Here is a 26281-nt window from a genome sequence, read left to right as displayed (position 1 = left end):
TAAAAATGAAAAAACCTGAGTTATTAGCCCCAGCTGGTAATCTTGAAAAATTAAAGTTTGCTGTTTTATATGGTGCAGATGCTGTTTATTTAGGTGGAAAAAATTTTAGTTTAAGAGCTTTTGCCGGCAATTTTGAAATAGATGAAATACAAGAAGGGGTAAAATTTGCGCATGAACATAATGTGAAGGTATATGTTACTATAAATATTTTTCCACATAATGCGGATTTAATCGGATTAGACAGTTATTTAAAGGATTTATATGATGTAGGCGTAGACGCTATTATTTGTGCTGACCCTGGTGTAATTATGATTGCAAAAGAAACAGTACCTAAATTAGAAATTCATTTAAGTACACAGGCTAACAATGTTAATTGGGCTAGTGCTAAATTTTGGCTAGACCAAGGTATTAATAGAATAGTAGCAGCTAGAGAACTATCGCTAAATGAAATAAAAGAAATTAAAGATAAAACTGGCGCTCAAATGGAATGCTTTGTACATGGGGCAATGTGTATATCTTATTCTGGTAGATGTCTACTAAGTAATTATATGGTAGGTCGTGATGCAAATTTAGGAGAATGTGCACAGGCATGTAGATGGAATTATAACCTTGTAGAAGAAAAAAGACCAGGTGTATATTATCCAGTGTTTGAGGATGAAAAAGGCACCTATGTTTTTAATTCGCAAGATCTATGTTTAATTGACCAGCTAGACAAATTAATCGAAGCTGGTATAGATAGTTTTAAAATTGAAGGAAGAATGAAAAGTATAAGCTATGTAGCTACTATTTTAAGATCATATAGAAAAGCAATAGATAGCTTTTTCGAAAAGAACAAGTACAAGGTAGAAGATAAATGGAAAGAAGAACTTGATAAAATTAGTCATAGACCCTATACAACTGGATTTTATTTTAAAGATTTAAACAACGCGTCCTCAAGTATTGAAAGTTCAAATTATATTAGACCTTATGAATTCTTAGGTGTAGTTTTAGACTATAATGAAAATGAAAAAATGGTTACAATTGAACAAAGAAATAAATTTGAAATTGGAGATAAAATAGAGTTTTTTGGCCCAACTTGGGATGATTTTACTCAAACAATAGAAATAATGTATGATGATAAAGGTAATCAAATCCAAGCAGCACCTCACCCTAATCAAATAGTAAAAATACCTGTAAAACAAAAGTTAGCTCCTTATTACATTATGCGTAAGGAAATATAATATGTCTTATATAATTAATCTCAGAGTAAATCCCAAAGATATCTCCTTTATAAATAAAATATTTGAAGCATATAACGGTTTAGCACTCGTAACGACAATTGATAGTAAGTTAGGACTTATAAAAGTAAATGCAACCCCTCAAACAGTATATGACGTAAAAGAAATTTTGCAAAATCTACCTAAACAAATTGAATTTTTATAATCTATTAAAACTATTACTTAAGCACCTAAGTAGTAGTTTTTTTGTTTATCCCTTTAACATTTTGGAAAAGCTAAAAGCAGGGGGGATAGACATGCATACAAGAGTTACAAACCTCATAATTGTATTTGCAGTTTTGTTTATAGGTATTAGTTCTAAAGCATTTTATGAACAAATAATTAATGGACCAAAATATGCTCAAATGTCTTTAAGCAGCAGAATAATTGACTTTCCTGGAGAAGAATATGTTCGAGGAGATATCTTAGATTGCCATAATGTTTCTTTAACTGATACTAGAACTGAAACCAATATAGTAGTGTTTCCACAATTAATTAAAGAACACGATGTATTACTAAAAAAAATAAAAAAAGAAATTCCTGAAATATATCCTAAGTTTACTAATCTAAAACCATATTACCGAAATCATATTAAAATATATCCAGACCCTTTTACGATAAAAACTAATGAAGAAGATATTATTGATACAATTTCTGCTTGGGATGAAAAGGGAATAATGACTTTACCTGTTAAAACAAGGTATGGGGAATATTCGACAGCCACAAATATAGTTGGATGCCTAGGTTATAAAGACAAGGGTACATATCGAGAGGGTTTATTGGGAATTGAACAAAAGTGGGAAAAAAAACTAAGAGGTGAAAAAGCAGAAGAAATTATAAGTCCGATAATGGATGGTAGAGGAAATCTGTTAGAAGGTCTAGGGTTTCGGAATATTATGATTGAAAAAGATAAAAAGAGAGTAGATGTAGTTCTAACTATTGATAGTCAAATTCAAAGGGTAGCTGAAGAAGCATTAGATAAGTACAATGTGATTAAAGGAAGTGTTGTAGTATTAAATATAGAAAATGGTGATATTTTAGCTGCAGCTAGTCGTCCAGCCCTAGATCAAAAGAAACCAAATTTTACAGATCAAAAGGAAAGAGTAATCGATTATAAAGTCTATCCTGGTTCAGTTTTTAAAGTATTAACCGCCGCTGCAATCCTTGAAGAAGGATTAGTAACTCCAGATTCTACTTTTGACTGTACTGGAGAATCGTCCTTATCACATGTAACTTGCCCACGAGAACATGGTCATTTAACAATGACTGAAGCTATGGCTCGTTCATGTAATACTACTTTTGTTCATTATGGATTACAACTTGGACCTAATAAACTAAAAGAATATATAATCGATAAATTTGGGATTAAACCTGTAAAAGGAAAGGCATTAAATTCAAATAATGCTCGAGCTAATGGAATAATAGGTCAAGAAATTTTTAAAACAAGTCCATTGGAGATTGCAAATATAATGGCCACAATAGCAAGGAATGGCTCTCATCAAGATATAGAAGATGTTTGGAACAAACGTTTAATAAAAGGATTGATTACAAGTGAAGGATATGAAAATTTAAGTAAAAAACCAATCTTTACAAAAATATATAGTGATACAACAGCTAGAGAACTAAAAAATATGCTTGCAGAAACAAATAAAAATGGGTCAGGTAAAAGAGCATGGATAGAAGAATATGGCTCGGCAGGAAAAACTGGTACGCCTCAAACTGATAAAGCAGACGAATATTTAGCATGGTATGCAGGTTACGCTCCACTTGAAAATCCAAAATGGGCTATAGCTGTGCTCATTGAAGAAAAAGAAAGCAAAAGCAAAGAGGAATTACAGGGAGGCAGAGATGCAGGACCAATTTTTAAGCATATCATTGACACAATTTTAAAATTTGAAAAATAAGCGTAACCTAAATATCTATAAAAATAGGGCTTATTTAATGTTAATAATTAAATTAATTAAGTTTTTTACCAAGGACGTGCACAATTTTAGCTCCCCCACCATACTATTTAAGACGTAAATGTTATGGAGGTGAATAAAAAGTGCAGCCATCTTTTATTTTAAATAATTTCATGGACCTAGTAAAAAACTTTTTTGTTTTAATATCATATGTGAATAATAATGCTTTTCCCCAACCTTTAAATGAACAAGAGGAGAAAAAATATCTACAGCTATTAAGTAAAGGGGATGAAGAGGCAAAAGCGGTATTAATTAGGCATAATTTGAGATTAGTAGCTCACATAACGAAAAAGTTTGAAGGGGCAAACGAGGAAAAGGATGACTTAATTTCAATAGGTACAATAGGGTTAATAAAAGGGATTAATACCTTTAATCCAGATAAAGGTGCTAAACTTGCTACATATGCTGCTAGATGCATCGAAAATGAAATTCTAATGCATTTACGTTCAATTAAAAAAACTCGTAGTGAAGTTTCTTTATATGATCCAATAGGGGTTGATAAAGAGGGTAATGAGTTCCCACCAACGGGTTAGACACCAAAATGTATCCCTTGAATGCCAAGGGATACATAGTTCTTCATTTTGGTAGTTTAGGGTATAAAGTTAAATAAAAGTCATCATTTCGCTGAATCTTCTCTTTATTGTAAATAGCTTTCTCAAGCACTGACTTGAGTAAGCTATTTTTTTGTGCTGGATCCTTCGAGGTTTTATAAAGTTTAATTACGTTCTCTAATTTAGGAATTATATTTTTTTGTGCTAATTCCTTTCGTGCATCTTGTTTTAACTCTTTTTTAGAAAGCGTGATTGTTTTTAAAGTTTCTTCTATTCTGGTAGCTAAGTTTTGAGATCGTTCTAAATAAGTTTCTTCGTCATAAATGCCACGCTCTAAAAAATCGTGTAATTTTTCTTTTTGATTTTCTAATTGGTCTAATTCTTTTTCTAAGTTAAAAATAGCTTTCCTTTTTATTTCTATAATATCCGTTTCATTACTTTCTTCTTTATCATAACCTTCCCAGCTGGCTTTATATTCTCTTAACCAATCTTCTAAAGCTTTAATTAATCTTTCCTCTACATATTTAAACTTACTACTTTTATTTTGACAAAACCTGTTATAACACATTATATGTGGATCTCTACCATTAGTATAAGGTCTATAAACCATAGACGCTCCACAAACTTCACATCTAATTAGACCTGCAAGTGGGTTAGAAATCCCGTTTTCAAGCTGATAGGGGACATGGTATCTGCTTTTTAATATTGCTTGTGCCTTCATATAAGTTTCCATGCTAATAATTGGCACATGCCTACCATCAGCTATAATCCATTCGTCCTTAGGGCGTTCTTTGGTATCTCGTTTTTGTCCAGGGGTTTTGGATTTTTTTATTTCTTTCTTTTTCCAAGTTATTTTCCCAGCATAAATAGGGTTTTTTATAATAGTTAGAACTGATGAGCTTTTCCATTTGATCCCTGTGTAGGTTTTATAACCTAGTGCATTTAGTTCATTTGCGATTTTATTAGATCCTTTGCCACCATTAATATATAAATCAAAGATTAATTTAATTGCAGGAGCTTGTTCAGGGTGGGGGATTAGTGTTCTGCCTATATTATCTCTATTAATCTCGTACCCAAAAGGAGGATTTGTACCTATATAATTTCCTTCTTCCACGCTTCGTACTCGACCCGACTGTAACCTTCGTGTAATTATTTTTAATTCTTTTCTAGCCATAAAGGCTTCAAATTCGCTATATTCTTCATCCCATTCGTCGTGCAGGTCATAAGTTTTACGGGGCGTAATTATGTTTGTATGAGCCTCTTTAAAGGTTTCTAATATTAACCCTTGTTCCTGCATATTTCCACGCCCTAAACGGTCAACGTCCATACAGATTACGGCATCATATTCCTTGTTTTCTACTCGTTTTAATAATTCTAACATCTCTGGTCTATGGATTAAGCTTTCCCCTGAGACAACTTCTTCATATATCTTAACTATATTTAATTTTAATTCTTTGGATAACTTTAGAAGCGTCTTTTTGTGTTTAGCTAAAGTTTCTCCTTCTCCACGAGCCTCAGCTTCAAAGTCAGCTCGAGATTTTCGCAAATACATAGCAACACGCTTATAGCTCATTATATTCACCTCATGTTACATTATATAGTAAGAACTTACTCAAAATATGAGTAAGTTCTGGTTAGAAGCTTTAATATAATATTTAAAATATTTTTTTATTCTACTTTTCTAAGATCCCTTTTAAGTTTAATTATTTGAGCATCACTTTGAGCGACCTTTCTAGTTAAGAAATTAATATCTACCTGAATATCTTCTAGTTTCTCATTTACCTCAGTTTTAAACTCACTTAGCATAGCCGTTTGTTCGTATACCGCATCCATTTTTCTATTTATTTCATTTTGACCTAACTTTAAATCGCTAGTATCAGATTTTAATTCTTTTTGAGCTAACTTTAAATCATTAACATCAGACTTCAATCCAGAAATATTAGATTTTATCTCAGAAACATCTGTTGTTAATTCATTTAATTTTTCCAACACTAGTCTTTGAAAATCTTCATTAGTCATATTAGGCAGCTCCTTTCTATCTAAAGCTTATATATAATATCAATTATTAGTTTTAAATAAATTATACAATAAAAATCTACTCAATTGGTGAGTAAGTTTTGGTAAGTAGAAATTAACTAGTTTACATACTTTAAAAATGCTTTTTTCTGGGCATCGGGACTAAACTTTTTTTGATCATCAGAACTTACTTTGATATAGAGTGTACCTGTTTCCAAGTGATCAGCTCATGTTAAATTATTTAGTAAAAACTTACTTTCATAGAGAGAATAAGTTCTTGTTATATAATTTAATTGAAATACTTTTATTCTTTAAATATGCATTATAAAAATATTTACATTAACTTAAATTAAACAACTTACAATAATCTACATATTTTGCATTGTTAAAGTACTATAATGGGGTTATGTGTAAAAAAAGAAAAGTATTAATAATTTTATTTAGAAATAAACAAAAAGGAGACAGAAATGAAATCAGATGATATTTTTATTCGTAAATTAGTTGTACACATTTTAGACAAAAATATAGGTTTGCCAGTTTTATCTGATCTAGAGTTATCTTTAACAAGTGAAATAAGTGAATTTATAACAAAGCATATAAGGAAGGTTTTAAAGGATGCATCTTTAAAAGAAGCAAAATTTATAAACAATGAATGTCAAGCACAGAAATTATGTGGAAAATTAAAAGAAGATTATTCTAGTTTTTTGATGGTTACAAGAAAATTTGCTAGTAAATTTTTTGAACAAATGAATAATTTTATTGATATTTCTAATGGAGATCTTGCATGTTGTTTATTTGAAATTTCTAATAAGAAATATTATGCAATGATTAAATTTAATTATAAAGAATCATATATACATCAAGTAAAAAATGTTGAAAATGGTACATTAAATACTATTATAAAGCAAAAGACAGTCTTACCTAATGATAATCAGAGGGTGGAAGAATTTGTAATTATAAATCTTGATGATTTTTCAATAAAATTACTTGAGAAGAAATTTGATAAAGATGGTTCAAAACAATTTTATATATCTAATGAAATATTAGAGTGTACAAGTGATTTATCTGGTAAAGATAAAGTTAAGGTGTTGGAAAAAACGACAAAAGAGATGGTTAGTAAATACTTTGATGATAGTGATATTAGTAAAATAGTTGAATTTAAACGAATTGTAAGTGAAAATATCAATGATTCAAGTGTTGTTGATGTACATGAGATAGCTGATACTGTATTTGGAGATATTGCAGAAGTAAGAGAAGAGTATATTAAGCAAATTCAAAAAAATGGTATATCAGAAAAGAAAATTCCCGTTAATTTTGATCAAACGAGAAATGTTTATAAAAAACAAAAAATCGTTACTGATACAGGAATTGAAATTAATTTACTAGTAGATGAATTTACCAATAAAGATAAAATTGAATTTATTAACAATGAAGATGGAACAGTATCTATATTACTTAAAAATATTAAAGAGTTTAAATGATTTAGGAGGAGAATATATTGGGATATGTAAATAGAACTATATTATTTTATGATTTTAAAGTTTTAATTGAGGGTAAGAAAAAAGAATTGTCAAAAGAAGAATTATTACAAGTAATTAAAGCAAAATTGAAAAAAGAAAAATTCGAATTAGAAGAAGGTTTTGAAAAATATTCTTTTTATTTAAATGAAGATAAGGATAATCCAATTATTTTAGATATATTAAAAATGTGTGACGAAAATATGTTTTGTAGAATTGGTAAGAAAAAAGATATTAATAATTATCAGCGTAGGAATTTTAATGATTTAAGTACAAAGAAGATTAATCTTAATACTGACGAGTTTTTAGAGGTGTTTACATACTTTTTGTTAGACTTTAGTAGTGGAAAAATTACTCATATGTTCTCGAGAGAAGCACCTCAAATAAAAGAATTCATTAGATTTTTTGAACATAATATTAAACGAGTAAAAACAAATGAAGGAAATTATAATTTAAATGCAGAAATTATTCCTATACCAAATAATAATGCTTTAGAATTTATGGACAAGATAAAATACTTTAGTTTAGCAGAGTTTAAATTTGCTATTCCCGCAAAAGAATTATTTGAAGATGTTGGTATAAAATTAGGTAAGCAGAAAACAATAAAGTTTAATGAGTTACAAAGTGAAACTGTAAGTATTATTATTGCTGGTGGAGATGAAAAACTAAAAAAAGATAATTATGATTGCTTAAAAGCAATCATCGATACTATTTATGAAGAAAAAGACAATGGAAAGAATATTTTAGAAAAACTAATTGTAAGGGCTAATATTGATGAAAGAGTTGAAAATTTTGATTTACTTGAACCGTTTTTTACTAGGCAAGTTACATTAAAACAGAAACCTAGAACTACATATATACCGTTAGAGGAAATATTTAGTTCTTTGGAATATATATATAGTGATATGAAACCTAAACTTAAGGTTATATAGTATACTAATAAATAATATATAGAAAACAAAGAATATTTTTTATAGAATTAAAGGTTCTAATAAAAAAAGGGGGGATTATTATGAAGTTAAGTTATAAATTAATAAATATTATGCAAGAAATAAAGAAATATATAGAATTTAATCGATTAATAATTTTCCCTGTTCTAACTTTAATTTTATATGAGGTTTGTTATTGGTATTTTAAACTATATAGTAATGAAATTTTTAATAGTACACAACAACAAAGTTTACATTTTAATATTTTATCTACTAATGCAATATTAGCTGGTTTCTTGTTTACTGGTTTAAGCATTATTGTTAGTACTTCTAATAACAAAATAATAAAAATATTAAGTGAATGGGGACACTTAGATTTAATTCATACTTCAATATCAAGAGGAATATTTTTAAATTTAGGATCAATTGTAGTATCTTTTATTGCAATGATAAATTCCAGTAAAAAAATTCAGATATTTTTAGTTAATATAGAATTATTATTATTAATATTAGGCGTATGTTACTTTTTTATGTCTATTCTTGATTTAAAATTTATTATTAATAAAATTCGTGAATATGATTTAGAGAAAGATAAAAAGGATATTGAGGTTTATGGAATAGTTGATGATGATTAATAATTTTACACTTATATCCTTTATGTACCTTTAATAGAGTCAAAAAGATCTAATAAGTCAAACAAGGTATTTATTTTATAGGCATGTTAAATTATATAATAAAACTTACCCATCTTTTGGGTAAGTTTTGGTATATATTTTTACTTAAATGTTTTTATGTATACCTATCAATACAAGTTAATCAATACAGTTATAGAAAAGCTAAATAGTTAAATCTTCTATAAAATCCCAGAAATCATTTTCATTTACAATTTGAATATTATGGCCTTTCTTTCTAAGAGTAATAGCTTCTTCAACCTTTCTTCCATAACATGAGAATGCCCAGCAGGGGTTACCTTTATTTCCTACTACTAGATAATTAGTTTTTTGTGTTACTGAGTTTTTATATTGTCCCTTTAAAGCCTCAATTACATCAGAAAATCCTTTCCTAGTTGTTTTTTCTGATACTCCTGTAAAGCAAAAAACTTTATTTTCTATGAGAATTTCTGGACAAATAGCACATATTCCACTAATAGACAATTGTTTCTTTAGAACTTTAGTTTCATGTGATTCAATACTTTTGGAATTACCTGTATCTACAAAATCACTAAAAAATATTTTTAAAATTATTTTTTCTTCATTACTCAGAATACCATCTGATAATACAGAAACTACTAGACTGTATATTTCATCATAGGGATAAGTAGTTGTTAAATGATCATTTTCGTTTAACCAATCTTTCAAACCTTTAATTTCTTCTATTGTAATTTCATTATCTGACAATATTCCATGCAAAATACCTTGAAGTCTTTGGATATCAGAGGTAACTAAATCATAATAAGCACTTTGTGTTTTAAAATTATTACACACCCAAAGAATATCTTTTATTTCGTCTTTGTCTAGATGGTTATCCTCCAATGCTTCGATAAGCAATGGGATTAGTTCGGAAAAGGGGTGCCTATCCAAGTATTCTTCATGTTGATTACACCAATGTTTTACTTCTTCTACTTCAAGATTATTAATAATGTTATCCAGAGCTACACCTTTTAATAAACCTTCTAATGTGTGTAGAGCTTTATCAATTTCAGCTTTAGACATGTAATGTCTAAAATCAAGTTCTTCATAAGCTTCTAGGTTACTCATTTAAAACACCCTTTCTTAAATAATTAATTTTATAATCCATGCATCTCAAATATTTTCAATCTTCTTTCAGCTAAGTGCAAAGGAATTTCAAATAATTCTGTTAATTCTATAGTAGTTGACGGCTTAGATTTTGATAAAGCCAAAGGTGGTACTAATAAGATTGCTGCAAAGTCTTCTGCCTGGTTCTCATGTTTGTCCAAAACGATATTATCTATGTACGCATAATTGCCCTTATGTAGAAAATGATGTCCAAGGGCATGAGCAGTTAAGTGCTTAGCGTCTTGAGTTTCAGCATCACCATTTATTGTTATAATTGAAATTCCATCCCCAGTAGAGATATATCTTTCTTTTAAACGACCATTAAAAGAAAAATTGTTAAATATGATATTTTCACTGTCTAATATTGACTGAATTTGTCGAAAAGTTAATACACATGACAAAAGCCCGTAGTTTTCTAAAACTGCAAGGGCTTTTTTTATTGCGATATTCATATTTTATGACTCCCTGTATTTAAATTCTCTTAGAAAAGTGTTCTTAATATTAGAATAGGTATTTCAATATTAAAATATCTATTCTAAATTGATAATATACCAACACTAACATTGTCCTAAAATTTTTTTCTGCGTTCCCGTTCCTTTTCAATAATTTTCATTGCAAACTCCATATGGTCAGCCAAAGATTCCTTTTCTTCTTCTGTTAAATCAGGAACCTTTTTTAGCAAATCATCAAGTTTTGGATCCGTATATGGTCTGTTGGTGATAGTTTCCTTTATATCAGGATTTTTTACATTTGTTCTGCCACATAACCAATCTAAACTTACATTAAATAAGTCCGCATACATAGCTAACATTTCCGTATCTGGAACTCGCTTATTAGATTCATATTGCGAAATGGCAGCACTAGTTATATTGAAATTATGTTTTTTAAATTTTTCTGCTAATTCAATTTGTTTTAAGTTTTTATCTTCTCTTAAAGATCTAAGCTTATCACCTAACGTAGACATTAAAACACCAGCAACCTCGTCATTCATAAAGAAGGTTCCGGCATGTTCAACAAAATCCTCATATTGATCTAAATCTCTTTTAGTTATTTTATGTTTTTCCTCATACTCCTGGGGTACATGAGGGCTATCTAGGTTAGTTTCTTTATTTATATATCCGATCATAGATAATAACCTTTCCATGGGTATATTTATGGCATCTGAAATTCTTTTTACTGTATCCAAAGTAGGTTCAACTTTTTTGCCACTTCTATGATCTATTCCGTCTTCTAATTTAGCAATATAAGCATGACTTAAATCGCATCTATTTGCAAATTCTCTTAAAGATAAATCATTTTGTTTTCTATAATTTTTAATTATTTCTCCGAGTTGCATTGTGTTCACCTACCTTATATTTATATTTTAATGTAACCCATAGAATACAACAAGGTAAAAAGAGAAACATCTTGTTAAACATAGTTGACATAAAAACATACGTGTTTTATAATAAGTGTAAACCAAGGAGTACAAGAAAGGGGTCGTATGTAAACCATGAAGAACAAAATTAGAGAAATCAGAAAAAATAAAAGTATTACGCAGACCGAGTTAGCTAATTCAATTGGAATTTCCAGACCATATTTATCAGATATTGAGAGAGGTGTTGCAAATCCTGGCGGAGATATAATTATAAAAATAGCTAACTATCTAAATTTACTAGTAGAAGAGATTTTTTTTACGAACCATGTAAACCATGATGAACAAAAGGAGAATCCAAAATATAAAAATCATGTAATTTAAACTCAATACTCCTAATCTAAGTCTACATAAAAAAATTAACGTTCATCAATATGAGGTTATTGCCTTAAATATATGGTTGTTGGAATTACTGGAAAGGGGGTGGAAAGGGTGGTAAAGCATTATATTACTAAGTATGTAGAAAATGGGGTTAAGTATGTGGAAGCTTGGATTCAAATTGATTTTTTAGGAAAAAGCTGGTGCACCTCAAGAAAGAAAATAGAGGTTTAAAAGCCACTGCTGAAACAATGGCTTTTAAGAAATGTCATATCTTTTTCCATTTATGACCTTTTTCTTGGGTAGGTGGAAGTCTGTCGCCTTTGTCAATTTCTATAACTCTAGGATTTTTAACTTCACCACCACGAGGGCCAACTTCTTTATACTTGCCAGCTGGTTCATTGTCGGTACCAGGTTTCTTTAAACTAGACATTTATATTCTCCTTTCATAAGTACTCAGCTTGGCAGAGCTTGTATTTAGATTATAGGAGAATTATGGAATAAGGACAACCATATTGCATACGAGATAAAGGGGTGGGGGAGTGAATAGTTTAAAACAGAGAGTTACTGAATTAGAAAAGAGAGTGGCTGAACTGGAAGGGCGAGTTCAAGAACAGCCAGGGAGAAGATTATTAGTAAGAAAAACAAAGCCCATACTTAACAATTTTATGCTAAATCACAGCGTTATACCAAAGGGATCAAAAATTTATCCCTTTGGAGGATAAGATAGGTTTATTTCTTTATAGTGAATTGGATATTTAAGTTTTGCGTTACTTTTAAGTTTTCGTTTTATTACTGTAAGAAAAGTTCGTCTACTATCTCGGAAAAAAACCTTGATTACTTTAGAATCATTTTCAGTTATTTCATTTATAGGTATTACAATATCTAAATGCGCAAAACATCCGCCTGGAATAGTCGTGTAATGACTATAGGGCAAGTTTATTCCTAAAGTGTTATTTGTTTGCTTTTTATCAATAATTATTAATTTCGAAATTTCACTGATATAAGGAATATCAATTTGTTTATGGTAGTTTAATAAGTTGTTTTTTTCATCTAACACTTGGAGATTAAAAATTGATACTGGACTGTTTTTAGGATTTATTATTCTGATATTAATTATACAAAATTCAAGTTCAAAACCATTTGCGTCATTTGAAGCAACTATAACCGGAATAAAATCCATATTAGCATTATGATAACCAATAATACCTTTATAAAAAAGAGCTTCTTCAAATATATCAATATCTATGGGTGGAGCATTTTTATAATAACTAATCATGCTTATCAATAAAGATATTAATGAAATTATTATTGGTATGACAGCAACTAAGAGAGTATGATTTTCTATTATTTTCACCTCCTTTCGAATTTATTAGCTTCGACAACTATTAATTTCGCTAGAAAGGTGAGAAGACCTGTAAAGATATTTTATTAGTAAGGAGGTGAGATAAATGTTTAAAAATTCTAGGGTAGTCCCTCTTGACCACTCGCATACATATGGTAAGGGTGATGATATGAATACTAAGACAAAAAAGTATGATGCAAGTTATAAGTTTGGTAACACAACTGTTCATGTAGTTGCTCCGCCACCTATTAGTGATGAACAAAAGGAGATAATCCTAGAAGAATTTCATAGGGCAGGATGGGCGATTTGGAACTCATTATCAATCGAGGAGCAATTAAAGCTTAATGAAGAAGCTGAAGCAGAGAAGGCTTAGTCCTTCTTAAAGATAAATTTGGACAAGGAGGTTTGGACATGAAGAACCAAAAGAAAAGGTACAAATTGAAGGAAAGTTATAGGAAATGTTACTCTTTACTATTACTAGCTGGGGTAATGCTGCTAACAGGCCATCTAACTATTTAGAACAAGTGTAATAAAGAAGGGGGTAAAAAAGGTGCTTGAGATTAAAAGTTTTATTCAAGTAAACAATCAAATCAAAGATGTTTGGGTAAAACAGTTAGATTCTATCCACTACATAACAGTAGGACCTAAAACAAATTTAAGAATGTCTGTGGTTGAAATACCAGGAGCAGGTAATTCAAGTTTTGCAGTTATAGTTGAAAATCTAGATAACCAAAAGGCTACTGGAGCATGTCTAAACTTTGACTATATTTTCGGAGATGAAAATCCAACATTTCCAGATGTAATTATCCAGGCACAAATGCAAATTACTGAACTAGAAGCTCAAATATTAACTGTTGCTTTCAAGGAAATATATAAAAACCTGCAGGTTACTGGCAAGGTAGGACAAGCCAGTTAGGAAGGGAGGTCGTTTATTACTTAATTATATTTTACCAAAAAACAGCAGGGGATTATATCTATCTAACTCCTAAAAGTTATCGGAAAGGAGGACAGAAAATGCATATCGGAGCTGAAATTAGAAGATCACGAGACAATGAAGGATTTACAAGAAAAGAGCTAGGCAAAAAAGTTGGTATTGGAGATAGAAGCATAGAAGCATACGAAACAAAAGTTCAAGTACCACAAGCAGATATAGTTTTAGAAATTAGTCGAATTTGCCAAAATCCATGGCTCACTCAACAATATTGTCGCTGGCATTGTTCTATAGGTAAGGCTTATAGTTATGAGATTTTGGACAAAGTTAATCTTGATCCAGCAAGTGTGCTTTTAAAGCTAACAGGTGAAATGGCAGAGGCTCAGGCTGTATTAAAAGATATGTTAGAACTTGCAGTCAATAAGAATTGTCAGTCTGATTTTACAGACCAGGAGTTAAAAGAGTTTAAAAAATGCCTACACCAATTTCTAGATGTTGAGCATAACATAGAAACTTTGAAAATTAGTTTAGGCAAATGGATTGATATATCTGGATTAATTCAAGAACATAATGAAAAATGCCAAAGGAATGGTTATACACAAAAAAGACCCTGTGCTGGGAACACAGGATCGCTTAAAAAAACTAACTAATGGTATTATACCATATTTGGAGCGTGAAAAAAATGAAAGGGTTTAAAGACATTACTAAAAATGATGTAAAAAATATTATATTTTTACGAACTGAAGAGGGTAAATCAATTAGGGAAATATCAAAAGTACTTAATATTAAATATGGAACAGTGCATTTATTTATTAAAAGGAATGTCCCTAAAAAAGAAAAACCTAAACCAATTTGCCCAATTTGCAAGCATAAACACACCGTGAACGAGGTTATTAGCTGTACTGATATTAGATCTCTTAAGGTTTATTACTGTAAAGAATGTTTAATCGAAATATGGCCAAACGGAGAAGAAAGAGAGCCTTTATATGCTTAGAAAAGGGGAGGTTATCGCATGAAACATGAGATTATAGATGCACTTGAAAGCTCATTAGGGGATATGAACGGGAAAGAACAACTTAGCTATTTAAAAGATATTGCCGAATACCTTAATAACAATGGTCAAGATGTAGCCCAAAAGTTAGCTGAAAGAATTTCTAGAGATTGTATCTTACAAAGCAGATGTCCTGATTGTTTTTCAAAGCTTGAAATCACTACTTTTATAAATTGTGCTGGTGAATACTTTGGATCTCCTGCATATGAAAGAGGCAATGAAGTCTTTTGTCCTATGTGTGGATGGGGGGATAAATAATGCAAGCAATTACTTTAGTATCAACAAAGGATATGGATCATGGGGAATGGTTAAAGTGGAGACAAAAAGGAATAGGTGGGTCGGATGCAGCAGCTATTGCAGGATTAAATCCTTGGAAAAGTCCTATATCTGTTTACTTAGATAAAATCGGTCAAGGTGAAGAGGTTGAAGACAATGAGAGAATGAGAGTCGGTAGAGATTTAGAGGATTATGTAGCAACTAGATTTGAAGAAGCTACAGGCTTAAAAGTTAGAAAGAGAAATGCAATTTTAGCACACTCTGAAAATGAATTTATGTTTGCAAATGTAGACCGTTTGGTAGTAGGAGAAAAAGAAGGACTGGAATGCAAAACTACTAATTCATATTCCAGAAAAGATTGGGAAGATGATAACATACCTGCTCATTATGAAATCCAATGTCATCACTATATGGCGGTAACTGGATATAAAGCTTGGTGGATAGCATGTTTAATTGGAAATGAAAAGTTTGTTTATAAAAAAATTGAACGTGATGAAGAAATAATTAATTACCTAATCAAGATAGAAAAAGATTTCTGGGAAAATCATATAGTACCTAAAATAATTCCAGCTCCAGATGGATCAGAAGATGCTGGGAATTTAATAAAGATGATGTACCCAAATTCTACACCAGATAGTTTCATAGATCTTGAAGATGATTATATTAACCACATTGACAGAAGAGCCGAAATTGCAGAAATGATTAAAAAATTAGAACTAGAAAAATCGCAAATTGAACAGGTTATTCAAGTAGGGATGGGTGATTTTGAAACAGCCATTATTAGAGATAAAAAGGTTACGTGGAAAACAATTAATTCTAATAGATTTGATTCTAAAGAATTTAAAAAAGACTACCCAGATTTATATGATCAATATGTAAATACAAGTTCCTATAGAAGATTTCAAATTAAATAATTAGGGGGTTTAAAAATGAGTGTTAAAAATGCTTTAGCAAATAAGGCTGGTGCGGTACAAACAAGTAAAGAACCTAAAAATATGAAGGATTGGATTAAGGTAATGGAGCCAGAAATAAAAAAGGCATTACCTAGTGTTATTACTCCAGAAAGATTTACCAGAATGGCATTAAGTGCAATAAGCGTTAATCCTGCTCTTGCAGAATGTACACCAAAGAGTTTCATGGGTGCTTTAATGAATGCAGCACAATTAGGATTGGAACCGAATACTCCACTGGGACAAGCTTATTTAATACCATATCGAAATAAAGGCGTTCCAGAGGTACAGTTTCAACTGGGATACAAAGGTATGATTGATCTTGCTCATAGATCAGGAGAGTTTACAAATATATATGCTAAAGAGGTTTATGAAAATGATGTATTTGAATATGAGTTTGGTTTAGAACCAAATTTAGTGCATAAACCAGCCTCTAATAATAGAGGTAATACAATTGCCTATTATGCAGTTTTTAAGCTTGTAAATGGTGGATTTGGCTTTGAGGTAATGAGCAAGGATGATATTACAAACCATGCACGTAAATATAGCCAAGGGTTTAATAGCAAGTATAGTCCCTGGTCTAATAATTTTGATGAAATGGCTAAGAAAACGGTACTTAAAAAAGTTCTTAAATATGCTCCTATTAAAGTTGAATTTGTAAAACAAGTTACAGAGGATGGGTCAATTAAGACTGAGATATCCGAGAATATGACAGAGATACAAGATGAAAATGTATTTGAGGTCGAATATGAGGCAGTTGAAAATAGCACAGTAGAAAGTGAACCAGATTCACAATTAGAACCTACAGAATTTTAATAATAGCGTAGGGTGTAAAACCCTACCTGCTTTTATCAAAAGGAGGAAAACCATATGTTCTGTATATTAAGGTTTAACGGAAAGGTAAAGGATTTCAATTTATATTTAAAGGTTCAAAGGGCAACGTTAGAGGCTTGTGAAGAAATACAAAGGTTACAGAAAGCAGCATAACTAAACACCACTATTCGGGGTGATAACGTGAACTATTTAAAAGAACTTAATGCATTCTATGATTGGCTCGAAACAAATTCATTGTCTACATCTAGTATTGTCTTATGGCATGCCTTAATGCACATAAACAATAAGGCTGGATGGACAGCCGAGTTTGCTGTAGCCATATCGGTGTTATGTGTTAAGACAGGATTAGCTGAAAGAACAATTTCTAAAGCTAGAAATGAACTAAAGCAAAAGGGAAGAATTGACTGGAAACAGAGAAAAGGCAATCAAGCTGCTATATATTCAATGATATCCTTGTCGGCATATAGTGCCTACAAACATGCCAACAAAGATATCAATAAAGATTTGTCGGCATATAGTGCCGACAGTTATACCGACAACCATGCCAACAAGTGTGCCGACAGTTATGCCTACAACCATGCCACATTAGATAAACTAAACGAAACTAAACTAAACGAAACTAAATTACTAGTAGTAGACGAGCACGCGACCATTTTCAAATTCATTGAACAGGAGTTTGGATTTCTCTTAAGCCCTACTCAACTACAAACTGTTTCTGAATGGCAAGAGATATTTCTAGACGATTTAATTAAGTTTGCGGTTAGCGAAGCATTGGGTAGGAATGTACGTAGCATTGGGTACATAGATAAAATTCTACTGAACTGGCAAAAGAGCGGGATTAAAACAATAGAACAAGCAAAGCTTGCTAAGGCTGAGTTTGAAAAAAGAAATAGCAATGTCTTTAGCAAAAAAAGCCACAAGCCTAATGGCAGTGGTGAGTTTTCAACGACTAATAAAATACGTGATTTAGATTATTTGGTTGAGTAGGAAAGGGTGATAAAACCATGAATAAAGTTGTTTTGATAGGTCGTTTGACTAAAGATCCTGAGCTAAGATTTACGCCTAACGGTAAGGGTGTAGCTAATTTTACCTTAGCAGTTAATAGACCATTTGCTAACCAAGATGGTAAGAAAGAAGCAGACTTTATCCCTATACAAGTTTGGGGTAAACCTGCAGAAAACTGTGCTACTTATCTTGGTAAAGGCTCACAAGTAGCAATTGATGGTCGTTTACAAGTGCGTACCTATGAGACGGATGAAGGCCAGAAACGGTGGGTAACTGAGGTAGTAGCAAATAGTGTGGAATTTCTAGATAATCGCAAAAATAAGGACAAGATTGTTGATAACTCAAATGAATTTGGGCACGAAGTAGATTTTAACGAGGATGATATTCCGTTTTAGGAGGGTGATTTTAAATGCCAGCTAAAAAAGAAAATAAAGCTAATAACTGGTTTGGACAAGCCCTTAATTATCTGCCAAAGTTTAATTCTTTAGATCAATTAGAAAAACAATTTCAAAATCCAATAGTAAAAGTTAATCTTGAAACTGGTGAAGGATTTAATCGGATTCATGAAATCTGGGCTAGGGAGGGTATAAAAAATGGCGAAATGCAATGAATGCAAAAATTTTGGCACTAGGGATCACAAATGCCAAATTAATGGCAAGAAAATGAACCCGTACTACTTTGCAGATATATGCCCATATTATAAAAATATTTCTCAAAGAAATGTAGTGATAAGAAAATGACCAGAATCAGCAGAGAAATGGCAGAGCAGCTAGGAATAGTTAAAACTAAAAAATCAAAGTCAAAGTACGGGTCCAGAAAAAAAGAAATAGACGGCATAACTTTTGATAGCGTAAAAGAAGCTAGAAAATATAGTGAATTAAAACTATTAAAAAGAGCTGGAGAAATAAAAGATTTTGAACTACAACCTGAGTTTGAATTACAGCCAGGGTATAGAAATAAAGACGGTAAAAAGATTAGACCGATAACATATAGAGCTGATTTTAAAGTTATTTATCCAAATGACAAAATTGAATACATAGACACAAAAGGGTTTAGAACTAAAGAGTATCTCTTAAAAAAGAAAATGCTTTTATTCAAATATCCAGACATTAATTTTGTGGAGGAATAAGTTTAGGGGTGATTTTATGGGAGTAGTTGTTAAGATGATTCCGTTTAAAAACTTTAAAGAAAAAATCAACATTGTTCGGGAAGAAGAGTCCAAAGGAAGTTATGTACAAATTATTGACGGGAAATATATATATTCTTTTAAAAAAGAAGAAAATAGTTTGAAATAATGTACTTATAAAGATTATATATTCAAATATTGAACAGGGGGAAGGGATATGAATAAAGATACAAAAAGGCAGCTAGAAAACTCTCTTAAGAGGTTTTGGAAGAATAAACAAAGACTAGAGGGTCTTTATGTAGCAGCAGAAAAAATAGAAAAAGAGATACGAGAATTTCGTGGAATACTCGCAGAAAAAGAAGATCTACTCCCTTCCCCTGGGCAAATGAGGTTTACCCCAGGAGGTGGACATGGAGGTTCTTCTGAATTTACTCCAATTGAACGGGCAAGCTATATGTACGAAATGAATCAAGCAAAAATATTTGAGAAAATACAAAATCTTAGAAAAATAAAGATTAAATTAAAGTGTCGGATTATGCAACTTGAAAGCAAAATTGATTGGGTTGAGTATATAGCAAATACACATTTAGATGATTTTGAAAAAGCTGTGTTTGAACAGTGCTACTTGTATCAACGCTCTAACATTGGAGTTGGCATAACTTTAAATTGTGGTGAGGCAACAGTACGGAGAACTAGGGAAAGGATTCTTAGTAGGTTTCATGAATTTTTGAAGGTTAGGGCTTAATACTAAGACCTATTTTCAAATTTGAGATTTTTGAAAATAAGGTTAGTTGTTCAGGATTTTCGAAAAGACAATATACAGCATATTGGGTATATATTGGTTAATTGTTATAAGTAACCATGGCGTAGATCTAGCAAAAAGTATCTATTTTACTGGGATAAAATCATTTTAACGAGTAAGTGTTCGTATATAAACAAATAAAAAAACTAATCTTTAATCAAAAAAAGATTAGTTTTAAATTATAGCAAGTTAAAATAATTGTCTCACTTCGGAATTAGTTAATAAATATTTTAAGATAATAATTCTCCTGTGGTATGCATGCTTCAATATTGAAAGGTTTGTATCTTTTTTTAAATAGAATTTTTTTATTAATTCTACTATTTTTTCCAAATCCTCTATCATTTCTTGAGTATCTCTATGAGAGTTAGAATTATGAAAGTCTTCAATAGACTCTTTTAAGGATAGATTTGCATTCATGCTGCCATGAACATATCCTGAAGAAATAGTATATTTTGATTTAATTACAGAAAAAAAATCTTGATAAAATTCATTATCGGCAATAATATGCTTATTTTGTTTTTTAAAGTCTTTAAATACATTGTCTACTATCTTAGATGACTTCTCGATAATATTTAATCTAGCGAAGGATTCTATACACCCTCTAAAAGAAAAGTAAAAGAAACGTTTGGGTAAATTATTTCTAATACAATACAGACAGCTATTTATATCAGATATTAGTAATGTAGAAAAATACTCATCTTTAAATTTATCTGAAAAAACGTATTCTTTTATTATTACTAATGATTTGCCGATATTTATTACTTTGTCATAACTACCTCTTGTATCATTAATATTTTTAACCATATATTCTTTATACTCAGTAATCATATCTTTGTATGGACTTAATAAAACTTCTGTAGTTTTTTTGTCAACTAAATGTTTTCTAACCATGTTTTTAAATTATCCTTAGATTTATTTTTTTTATTATTAATTTTATTATTTTCATCTCTATTATTTTTATTGTTATCATTGTCTTTATCGCTCTTACCATCTTTGTTGATTAAATAATTATTCATGTTTTTGTAAAGAGTCTTAATTTCATCAACTTCTAAGTCATAAATATACTTATTTATTTTTGCAACTAGTAATGTTCTGGATTTGAATAAGTAGTTTTTTAGTTCGATTTTAATAATTTCATCTGTGTAGCTCTTTAGATCATCATTTGAAGGGAATAGATCCTTTGATAAAAGAATAAGTGAATTCAGTCCAATAGCTTCTATATAAAGTTCGGAATTATGCTTCTTAAGAACATTCTTCATTTTGTTCACCTTCTTTAAAATAGACCCTTAAGAACTCTTTACTTAATGATCTTATATCTCCCCGAGTATCATCATAATTGTATGCTATATTTCCTTTACTACCAGATAGTAAATGATTATGTTTTGGCATGGTATTAGAGAAAATATAATAATTATCTCTTATTAGTTCATTTTCTTCGAAAAGATCTTTTATCGATTCTAACTTTTTTTGTTTTTCCTCCATTGTATAAACTATACCCAAACAATCAACTTTATTTTCTGGATCCTCTTTCATTAAAGCTATAACATTGTCTAGCATCTTAACGCCAAGAATTGAAAATTTATCTATTTTTACTGGTATTAAATAATAATCAGAGGCTATCAAAGAAGCATCTGTAAAAAATGATATAGTAGGAGGGCAATCAATAAATATAAAATCATAATATTCATTAAGTTTATGTTTACGAATAAACAGATCTAACCTTTTTTTACTTATCGAATCTTGATTATTATCCTCGAAAATGATATCAATATTTCCACAAATAATATCTAAATTCTCATTGATAGTAGATTTAATAATCGTATCTTCTGGTTTTAATTCTATTTCAGAAGATCTAGTATTAGTAAGTGATTTTTTTCTTTTGAAAATATTAATAATTGATTTTTCTGTTCTAAATTTATTCAAATATTCATCCACTAAATCATATTGCTCCATCATTGTTTGCGTAGCATTGAATTGAGGATCCATATCTATTATTAATATCTTTTTTTTATCTTCCATTGATAATTGATAAGCCAAGCTAAGACATAGAGTAGTTTTCCCTACACCGCCCTTCATATTTATAAATGATATTACGTTTTTCGCATTATTATGTGTAGTCAATACTTTTCCCCCTCGTCCCATTTATATGGGTTGCTTTTCTTTGCTGTTTGTTAATCTAAGTATCTGTTTTAATTATAGTTATTATCGTGACAATGCACATTCATAGTTTCATTATAGCAACGAATGGTATTTTTTCCACCTTTTTCAGAAAAATAAGTAAATTCGATAAATAAAATGACGAGTTTCCGACGAATTGTTGACGAGTTTTAATAGGAAATTATGATATGCTTAGTATAGTAGAAAAAATGAATATTGTTAAGGTAGCCCTTTACATGAGGCTACTTTTTTTGTCGGATAATGCAGAAATATTTGGAAAGGGTTATTAAATTACCTGTCGAATTTTAAAATTTGGGGGGTAATTATCTTGAATTCAGAAGAATTAAATATTGTATTTAAAATGACAGGGGAACAGTTTGATGATAGCAAAAATCTTTACTATTTACTAATAGGCCTTAAAAATTTTCAAGGAATTTTTGATAAATCCTATTTAACCATAAATCATAAGAAACGTATGAGCGATAAAGACAGGGAAATCTTTCAAATTAGAACTTTAGATTTTAAAAATGGGTCTTTTGTGTCTGAAATGGGTATCTATATAGCTACTGTAACACAATTAGCTATTCCTTATGTTAGTACACTTACTCCTAAGGATTTGTTTGAATTGGTTTTAAGTGGATTTAAGTATTTGAAATTTGTTTTAACCGCAAATTCAAATGGGGAAAAGATAACAATAGAAGCAGGTGATAATAATATGCTTAATGTAATAAATGGAGACAATAATACAGTCATTATTATTCCTAATGAAACCATAGCATTTGTAAAAAAAGCAGAAACTAACTTTGAACAAATGGCTAAAAGTATTGATCATGAAAAAGGAGTTAAATCTATAAATTTTACTGATAAAAAATTTCCGCATTCTAAAGCTATAAATATAACGGAACATGAAAAGAACTTATTTCAACAAAAGGTAAAACTAGAACCCGAGACAATTAAGATAAAGGCTAATTTTTTTAGGTTGGATGGAAATCAATATTTTGGAAGATTAAAAATTATAAGGTCTAATGATTATCAACTTAGGGAAAATGAGGAATATAATTTTGATTTTATAAATAAACCTGATGCAGATTTGCTAAGCAATCTTTTCATGCAAGAAAAAGAAGTTCATGCCCTTAAAGAGACAGTCCTGAACACAACAACACTAGAAAAAACCGTTAAAAAGTTAAAGATAATTGATATAGCGTAAGTTAATCAAGGAAGTTAGAGGTGGTATCTGTTTCTTATACGGAATAATGTAGAAACACTCAGAAAGGTTTTTGCCTTCTTTTGCCGAATTGTGTAGTTGAAAGGAGGGGGATATGAGTAGAAAAACTTTTTTAAAATCAAAAGATATAATAAACATAGGTGTAAAGACTATGCTTATTATGATTATAGCTAGTATGCTGATTCCATTTCTGATAGATAAATTCATTTTTGGTAATAGTTATAGATCTAATATAACTAACGGTGAGTGGGCATCATTTTTAGGTTCTTTATTAGGTGGTTTGATAGGAGGAATAGGAACTTTAACTGCTGTATTAATAACAGTTAAGGAAGCTAGGAATGTGGAATACAGAAGGGAAAGACCTATTCTTATTTTAGAAGAACGAGATAGGGGAAACAACTGGAGGGTAGACAGAAGATTTTATATTGGTTATGCTAGTGATGCATACATAGATTCATTAGAAATAAAGAATATTGGATTAGGCATAGCAACTAATATAGAGATTGTTGTGGAAGTTGTCGATGAAGAGAAAATATTTATAAAGTCATTTGGGAATGTCATTCCATCTGATAAATCTTTAAAAGGCATCTCAATTGAAAAAAGACTTTGGGATTTTTTGTGTCCTCTTAATATTAACTATGAAGAACCTATAGAAATTCGTTATGAAGATTTATTTGGAAACAAATATTTTACGAAGTACAAATTAGCTAGATTTGAATCAGAAAGAATAGAATACTTACAGATTAAAGAAACAATATCGGTAGGAAATTAATTTTCAAGAGCCCAACGGCTCTTTTTTCATTCCCAAAACAAACAAGCAATCAGCGATTGAGGTGGTGGTATGACAAATATAAGGGATCCAGATGACAAAGACTTAGCCAAACAAGATTATTTATATGGTATGAAATATAAAGACCTAGCCGAGAAATATGAGGTTAGTATAAATACAATTAAGTCCTGGATAAAAAGATATGGTTGGTCAAAAGAAAAAAACAAAAAGGTGCACACAAAAAGAAGAAGGGTGCACCCTTAAATAATAAAAATGCAGTAGGCCATGGTGCTCCAGCAGGAAATAAAAATGCTGAAACCCATGGCTTTTTTAGTAAGTATCTACCTAATGAAACCTTAAGCATTATCCAAGAAATTAAAGGAAAAGATTCACTGGATATACTTTGGGAGAACATAACTATTCAGTATGCTGCAATTATAAGAGCTCAAAGAATTATGTATGTAAAAGACCAAGATGATATTACAAAACATCTAAAAAAAGAAAAGGATGGAGATACCTTTACAGAAAGAGAATGGGAGTTCCAATATGCTTGGGATAAACAAGCTAACTTTCTACAAGCACAATCAAGAGCAATGTCAGAACTTAGAAGTATGATAAAAAGATATGAGGAAATGATGCAAACTGATCTAGCTACTGAAGAGCAAAAATTAAGGATTGAAAAATTGAAGGCTGATATAGAAAAAGTTAAGGGAGTAGATAAGGATAAACCAATTGAAATAGTAATTAAGCGAAAGGGTGAGGACAAGTGATAGAGAAAGAAATTAATCCTCACTTTGAAAATTTTATATTTGATTGGGATTATAAAACATATTTTCTTGTAGGAGGATATGGAAGTTCTAAAAGTTATCATGTAGCCTTAAAGCTAATTTTAAAGTTACTGCAGGAGAAAAGAAAAGCATTAGTAGTTAGAGAAGTATTTGAGACCATAAGAGATAGTTGCTTTGCATTGCTGGAGGAAATCATTATAGATTTAGGATTAGATGATGCAATAAAAATAACAACATCTCCAATGCAGATAAAGTTCCCTAATGGATCTCAGATAATATTTAAAGGTATGGATAAGCCTGCTAAATTAAAGTCTATTCATGGTGTCACAATCATTTGGATAGAAGAATGTTCAGAATTAAAATACGAGGGTTATAAAGAGTTACTAGGAAGGGCTAGACACCCAAGTTTATCAATTCACTTTATATTATCTACAAACCCTGTTAGTCAGAGTAATTGGTCATACAAACATTTCTTTCAAGATAAAAAGAAAAAGATATATATATTAAATGACGAAGATCTTTATAAAGAAAGAAATATAATAAAAAACAATACTTATTATCATCATTCTACTGCTGATGATAATTTATTTTTACCTAAAAGTTATACAGAACAACTTGAGGAACTAAAAACATATGACCTAGATCTTTATCGAATTGCTAGAAAGGGAAGATTTGGAGTTAATGGAGTTAGAGTTTTGCCTCAATTTATAGTTTTGCCACATTATGAAGTTATAGAAAGAATTAATAATATACCAAAAGATATGAAACGTGTCGGCTTTGATTTTGGATTTGAAACTTCATATAATGCCTTAATAAGATTAGCCATAGATCATGAAAATAAAATTCTTTATATATACTGGGAGTATTACAAAAATAAAATGACTGATGATAAAACAGCTATTGAAATAGCTGAATTTAAAACAACTAGAGAATTAATAAGAGCAGATAGTGCAGAACCTAAAACGATACAGTTTTTTAAGCAGCAAGGCTTTAATATTACAGGAGCTAAAAAGTTTCAAGGCAGTAGGCTTCAAAATACTAAAAAGGTAAAGAGATTTAAGAAAATTATTTGTTCAGAAAATTGTCCTAATACTAAAGACGAATTAAAAGATTTAACCTACAAGGTTGATAAAGATGGAAATATTATAGAGGACCAATTTGAAATAGATCCTCATACATTTAGTGCTATTTGGTATGCATTAGATGGATATGAGGTTTCTGATTTAAAAGGAAATGCAGTACAATTTCTTAAGTAAAGGTAGGT

General features: G+C 30.3%; 36 protein-coding genes and 1 pseudogene. 27 read left to right on the top strand and 10 right to left on the bottom strand.

The genetic code is table 11. The annotated features are described in order from the left end of the window. Nucleotides 1-5: 5 nt before the first annotated feature. From B8965_RS11000 to B8965_RS10985, 4 genes and pseudogenes are all read left to right on the top strand, one after another. Nucleotides 6-1220, top strand: coding sequence for a peptidase U32 family protein (locus tag B8965_RS11000; RefSeq protein ID WP_084054285.1), 1215 nt, complete (start codon nt 6-8; stop codon nt 1218-1220). A gap of 1 nt (nt 1221) precedes the next feature. After that, nucleotides 1222-1422, top strand: a complete 201-nt coding sequence (locus B8965_RS10995; protein ID WP_084054226.1) for a DUF4911 domain-containing protein — start codon at nt 1222-1224, stop codon at nt 1420-1422. A 91-nt stretch (nt 1423-1513) separates the two neighbouring features. Beyond that, nucleotides 1514-3160 (top strand): peptidoglycan D,D-transpeptidase FtsI family protein, encoded by a 1647-nt coding sequence (locus B8965_RS10990; RefSeq protein ID WP_084054225.1) that lies wholly within the window; start codon nt 1514-1516, stop codon nt 3158-3160. Between the two features lie 170 nt (nt 3161-3330). Then, a pseudogene (locus tag B8965_RS10985) lies at nt 3331-3732 on the top strand (sigma-70 family RNA polymerase sigma factor); the annotation flags it as partial. Between the two features lie 61 nt (nt 3733-3793). On the opposite strand, the gene B8965_RS10980 reads toward B8965_RS10985, so the two are convergent. Together B8965_RS10980 and B8965_RS10975 are read right to left on the bottom strand one after the other, a co-directional pair. Further along, nucleotides 3794-5341, bottom strand: a complete 1548-nt coding sequence (locus tag B8965_RS10980) for a recombinase family protein (protein WP_084054224.1) — start codon at nt 5339-5341, stop codon at nt 3794-3796. 95 nt (nt 5342-5436) lie between these two features. Continuing rightward, complete coding sequence (locus B8965_RS10975; RefSeq protein WP_084054223.1) at nt 5437-5787, bottom strand: hypothetical protein; 351 nt, start codon at nt 5785-5787, stop codon at nt 5437-5439. A gap of 464 nt (nt 5788-6251) precedes the next feature. Here B8965_RS10975 and B8965_RS10970 point away from each other — a divergent pair, with 464 nt between their 5' ends. The 3 genes from B8965_RS10970 (at nt 6252) to B8965_RS10960 (ending at nt 8865) form a co-directional block, all read left to right on the top strand. Further along, the gene (locus B8965_RS10970) at nt 6252-7265 is read left to right on the top strand and encodes a nucleoid-associated protein (protein WP_084054222.1); all 1014 of its coding nucleotides are present in this window, start codon (nt 6252-6254) and stop codon (nt 7263-7265) included. Between the two features lie 17 nt (nt 7266-7282). Then, nucleotides 7283-8233, top strand: a complete 951-nt coding sequence (locus B8965_RS10965) for a hypothetical protein (protein WP_084054221.1) — start codon at nt 7283-7285, stop codon at nt 8231-8233. Nucleotides 8234-8313: 80 nt separating this feature from the next. Then, complete coding sequence (locus tag B8965_RS10960; RefSeq protein ID WP_084054220.1) at nt 8314-8865, top strand: hypothetical protein; 552 nt, start codon at nt 8314-8316, stop codon at nt 8863-8865. 201 nt (nt 8866-9066) lie between these two features. Here B8965_RS10960 and B8965_RS10955 read toward each other — a convergent pair whose 3' ends face one another. The 3 genes from B8965_RS10955 to B8965_RS12505 form a co-directional block, all read right to left on the bottom strand. Further along, on the bottom strand, nt 9067-9987 hold the full coding sequence (locus B8965_RS10955; RefSeq protein ID WP_084054219.1) for a BRCT domain-containing protein: 921 nt from the start codon (nt 9985-9987) through the stop codon (nt 9067-9069). Nucleotides 9988-10016: 29 nt separating this feature from the next. Further along, nucleotides 10017-10478, bottom strand: coding sequence for an ImmA/IrrE family metallo-endopeptidase (locus tag B8965_RS10950; RefSeq protein WP_084054218.1), 462 nt, complete (start codon nt 10476-10478; stop codon nt 10017-10019). Between the two features lie 116 nt (nt 10479-10594). Next, complete coding sequence (locus B8965_RS12505; protein WP_159446342.1) at nt 10595-11362, bottom strand: helix-turn-helix domain-containing protein; 768 nt, start codon at nt 11360-11362, stop codon at nt 10595-10597. A gap of 156 nt (nt 11363-11518) precedes the next feature. Here B8965_RS12505 and B8965_RS10940 point away from each other — a divergent pair, with 156 nt between their 5' ends. Beyond that, on the top strand, nt 11519-11764 hold the full coding sequence (locus B8965_RS10940; protein WP_084054217.1) for a helix-turn-helix transcriptional regulator: 246 nt from the start codon (nt 11519-11521) through the stop codon (nt 11762-11764). Between the two features lie 262 nt (nt 11765-12026). Here the strand turns inward: B8965_RS10940 and B8965_RS10935 are convergent, their stop codons facing one another. Next, nucleotides 12027-12191 (bottom strand): YjzC family protein, encoded by a 165-nt coding sequence (locus B8965_RS10935; protein WP_084054216.1) that lies wholly within the window; start codon nt 12189-12191, stop codon nt 12027-12029. 109 nt (nt 12192-12300) lie between these two features. On the opposite strand from B8965_RS10935, the gene B8965_RS10930 reads away from it, so the two are divergent. Then, nucleotides 12301-12483, top strand: coding sequence for a hypothetical protein (locus B8965_RS10930; protein ID WP_084054215.1), 183 nt, complete (start codon nt 12301-12303; stop codon nt 12481-12483). Here the strand turns inward: B8965_RS10930 and B8965_RS10925 are convergent. Then, complete coding sequence (locus B8965_RS10925) at nt 12465-13115, bottom strand: hypothetical protein (protein ID WP_084054214.1); 651 nt, start codon at nt 13113-13115, stop codon at nt 12465-12467. The genes B8965_RS10930 and B8965_RS10925 overlap by 19 nt on opposite strands. Nucleotides 13116-13209: 94 nt before the next feature. On the opposite strand from B8965_RS10925, the gene B8965_RS10920 reads away from it, so the two are divergent. From B8965_RS10920 to B8965_RS10865, 13 genes are all read left to right on the top strand, one after another. Continuing rightward, nucleotides 13210-13476, top strand: coding sequence for a hypothetical protein (locus B8965_RS10920; protein ID WP_200805912.1), 267 nt, complete (start codon nt 13210-13212; stop codon nt 13474-13476). Between the two features lie 177 nt (nt 13477-13653). After that, nucleotides 13654-14019: a hypothetical protein gene (locus tag B8965_RS10915; protein ID WP_084054213.1), complete on the top strand. Its 366-nt coding sequence runs from the start codon at nt 13654-13656 to the stop codon at nt 14017-14019. Nucleotides 14020-14117: 98 nt separating this feature from the next. After that, nucleotides 14118-14684 carry a helix-turn-helix domain-containing protein gene (locus B8965_RS10910; RefSeq protein ID WP_084054212.1) on the top strand — a complete coding sequence of 189 codons (567 nt, stop codon included), beginning with the start codon at nt 14118-14120 and terminating at the stop codon, nt 14682-14684. Between the two features lie 32 nt (nt 14685-14716). After that, complete coding sequence (locus tag B8965_RS10905) at nt 14717-15028, top strand: RNA polymerase sigma factor sigma-70 region 4 domain-containing protein (protein WP_084054211.1); 312 nt, start codon at nt 14717-14719, stop codon at nt 15026-15028. A gap of 18 nt (nt 15029-15046) precedes the next feature. Continuing rightward, nucleotides 15047-15343 carry a hypothetical protein gene (locus B8965_RS10900; RefSeq protein ID WP_084054210.1) on the top strand — a complete coding sequence of 99 codons (297 nt, stop codon included), beginning with the start codon at nt 15047-15049 and terminating at the stop codon, nt 15341-15343. Further along, nucleotides 15343-16275, top strand: coding sequence for a YqaJ viral recombinase family nuclease (locus tag B8965_RS10895; protein ID WP_084054209.1), 933 nt, complete (start codon nt 15343-15345; stop codon nt 16273-16275). The genes B8965_RS10900 and B8965_RS10895 overlap by 1 nt, the downstream gene beginning before the upstream one ends. 15 nt (nt 16276-16290) lie before the next feature. Beyond that, nucleotides 16291-17127: a recombinase RecT gene (locus tag B8965_RS10890; protein WP_084054208.1), complete on the top strand. Its 837-nt coding sequence runs from the start codon at nt 16291-16293 to the stop codon at nt 17125-17127. Between the two features lie 198 nt (nt 17128-17325). Continuing rightward, entirely contained in the window at nt 17326-18132 is an 807-nt protein-coding gene (locus tag B8965_RS10885) for a DnaD domain-containing protein (RefSeq protein ID WP_084054207.1), read from the top strand. A 17-nt stretch (nt 18133-18149) separates the two neighbouring features. Beyond that, nucleotides 18150-18545: a single-stranded DNA-binding protein gene (locus B8965_RS10880; RefSeq protein WP_084054206.1), complete on the top strand. Its 396-nt coding sequence runs from the start codon at nt 18150-18152 to the stop codon at nt 18543-18545. Between the two features lie 14 nt (nt 18546-18559). Continuing rightward, the gene (locus B8965_RS10875) at nt 18560-18760 is read left to right on the top strand and encodes a hypothetical protein (RefSeq protein ID WP_084054205.1); all 201 of its coding nucleotides are present in this window, start codon (nt 18560-18562) and stop codon (nt 18758-18760) included. 126 nt (nt 18761-18886) lie between these two features. Then, nucleotides 18887-19279 carry a DUF1064 domain-containing protein gene (locus B8965_RS10870; RefSeq protein ID WP_242941982.1) on the top strand — a complete coding sequence of 131 codons (393 nt, stop codon included), beginning with the start codon at nt 18887-18889 and terminating at the stop codon, nt 19277-19279. A gap of 16 nt (nt 19280-19295) precedes the next feature. Further along, the gene (locus B8965_RS12500; protein WP_159446341.1) at nt 19296-19445 is read left to right on the top strand and encodes a hypothetical protein; all 150 of its coding nucleotides are present in this window, start codon (nt 19296-19298) and stop codon (nt 19443-19445) included. A 48-nt stretch (nt 19446-19493) separates the two neighbouring features. Next, complete coding sequence (locus B8965_RS10865) at nt 19494-20021, top strand: hypothetical protein (RefSeq protein ID WP_084054204.1); 528 nt, start codon at nt 19494-19496, stop codon at nt 20019-20021. Nucleotides 20022-20267: 246 nt separating this feature from the next. On the opposite strand, the gene B8965_RS10860 is transcribed toward B8965_RS10865, so the two are convergent. Genes B8965_RS10860 through B8965_RS10850 form a run of 3 tightly spaced genes read right to left on the bottom strand, consistent with a single transcriptional unit; the run spans nt 20268 to nt 22199 of the window. Next, a complete protein-coding gene (locus B8965_RS10860) occupies nt 20268-20969 on the bottom strand; it encodes a hypothetical protein (RefSeq protein ID WP_084054203.1) in 702 nt (233 codons plus the stop codon). Beyond that, nucleotides 20951-21337: a hypothetical protein gene (locus B8965_RS10855; RefSeq protein WP_084054202.1), complete on the bottom strand. Its 387-nt coding sequence runs from the start codon at nt 21335-21337 to the stop codon at nt 20951-20953. The genes B8965_RS10860 and B8965_RS10855 overlap by 19 nt, the downstream gene beginning before the upstream one ends. Then, nucleotides 21321-22199, bottom strand: coding sequence for a ParA family protein (locus tag B8965_RS10850; RefSeq protein WP_159446340.1), 879 nt, complete (start codon nt 22197-22199; stop codon nt 21321-21323). Before B8965_RS10850 ends, B8965_RS10855 begins: the two co-directional genes overlap by 17 nt. A 364-nt stretch (nt 22200-22563) precedes the next feature. Between B8965_RS10850 and B8965_RS10845 the strand changes: the two genes are divergently transcribed. From B8965_RS10845 to B8965_RS10830, 5 genes are all read left to right on the top strand, one after another. Next, nucleotides 22564-23442, top strand: coding sequence for a hypothetical protein (locus B8965_RS10845; protein ID WP_084054200.1), 879 nt, complete (start codon nt 22564-22566; stop codon nt 23440-23442). A 112-nt stretch (nt 23443-23554) separates the two neighbouring features. After that, nucleotides 23555-24232 carry a hypothetical protein gene (locus B8965_RS10840; RefSeq protein ID WP_084054199.1) on the top strand — a complete coding sequence of 226 codons (678 nt, stop codon included), beginning with the start codon at nt 23555-23557 and terminating at the stop codon, nt 24230-24232. 69 nt (nt 24233-24301) lie between these two features. Next, nucleotides 24302-24493 carry a terminase gpP N-terminus-related DNA-binding protein gene (locus B8965_RS13025; protein ID WP_341451798.1) on the top strand — a complete coding sequence of 64 codons (192 nt, stop codon included), beginning with the start codon at nt 24302-24304 and terminating at the stop codon, nt 24491-24493. Next, nucleotides 24436-24999 carry a phage terminase small subunit gene (gene terS / locus B8965_RS10835; protein WP_341451796.1) on the top strand — a complete coding sequence of 188 codons (564 nt, stop codon included), beginning with the start codon at nt 24436-24438 and terminating at the stop codon, nt 24997-24999. Before B8965_RS13025 ends, terS begins: the two co-directional genes overlap by 58 nt. After that, nucleotides 24996-26273 (top strand): PBSX family phage terminase large subunit, encoded by a 1278-nt coding sequence (locus B8965_RS10830; RefSeq protein WP_084054198.1) that lies wholly within the window; start codon nt 24996-24998, stop codon nt 26271-26273. The genes terS and B8965_RS10830 overlap by 4 nt, the downstream gene beginning before the upstream one ends. The last annotated feature ends 8 nt before the right edge of the window (nt 26274-26281 follow it).

The organism is Desulfonispora thiosulfatigenes DSM 11270 (genome assembly GCF_900176035.1).
In the GTDB taxonomy this organism is placed as follows: Bacteria; Bacillota; Peptococcia; order Peptococcales; family Desulfonisporaceae; genus Desulfonispora; species Desulfonispora thiosulfatigenes.
This window is presented reverse-complemented; position numbering and strand designations above follow the sequence as displayed.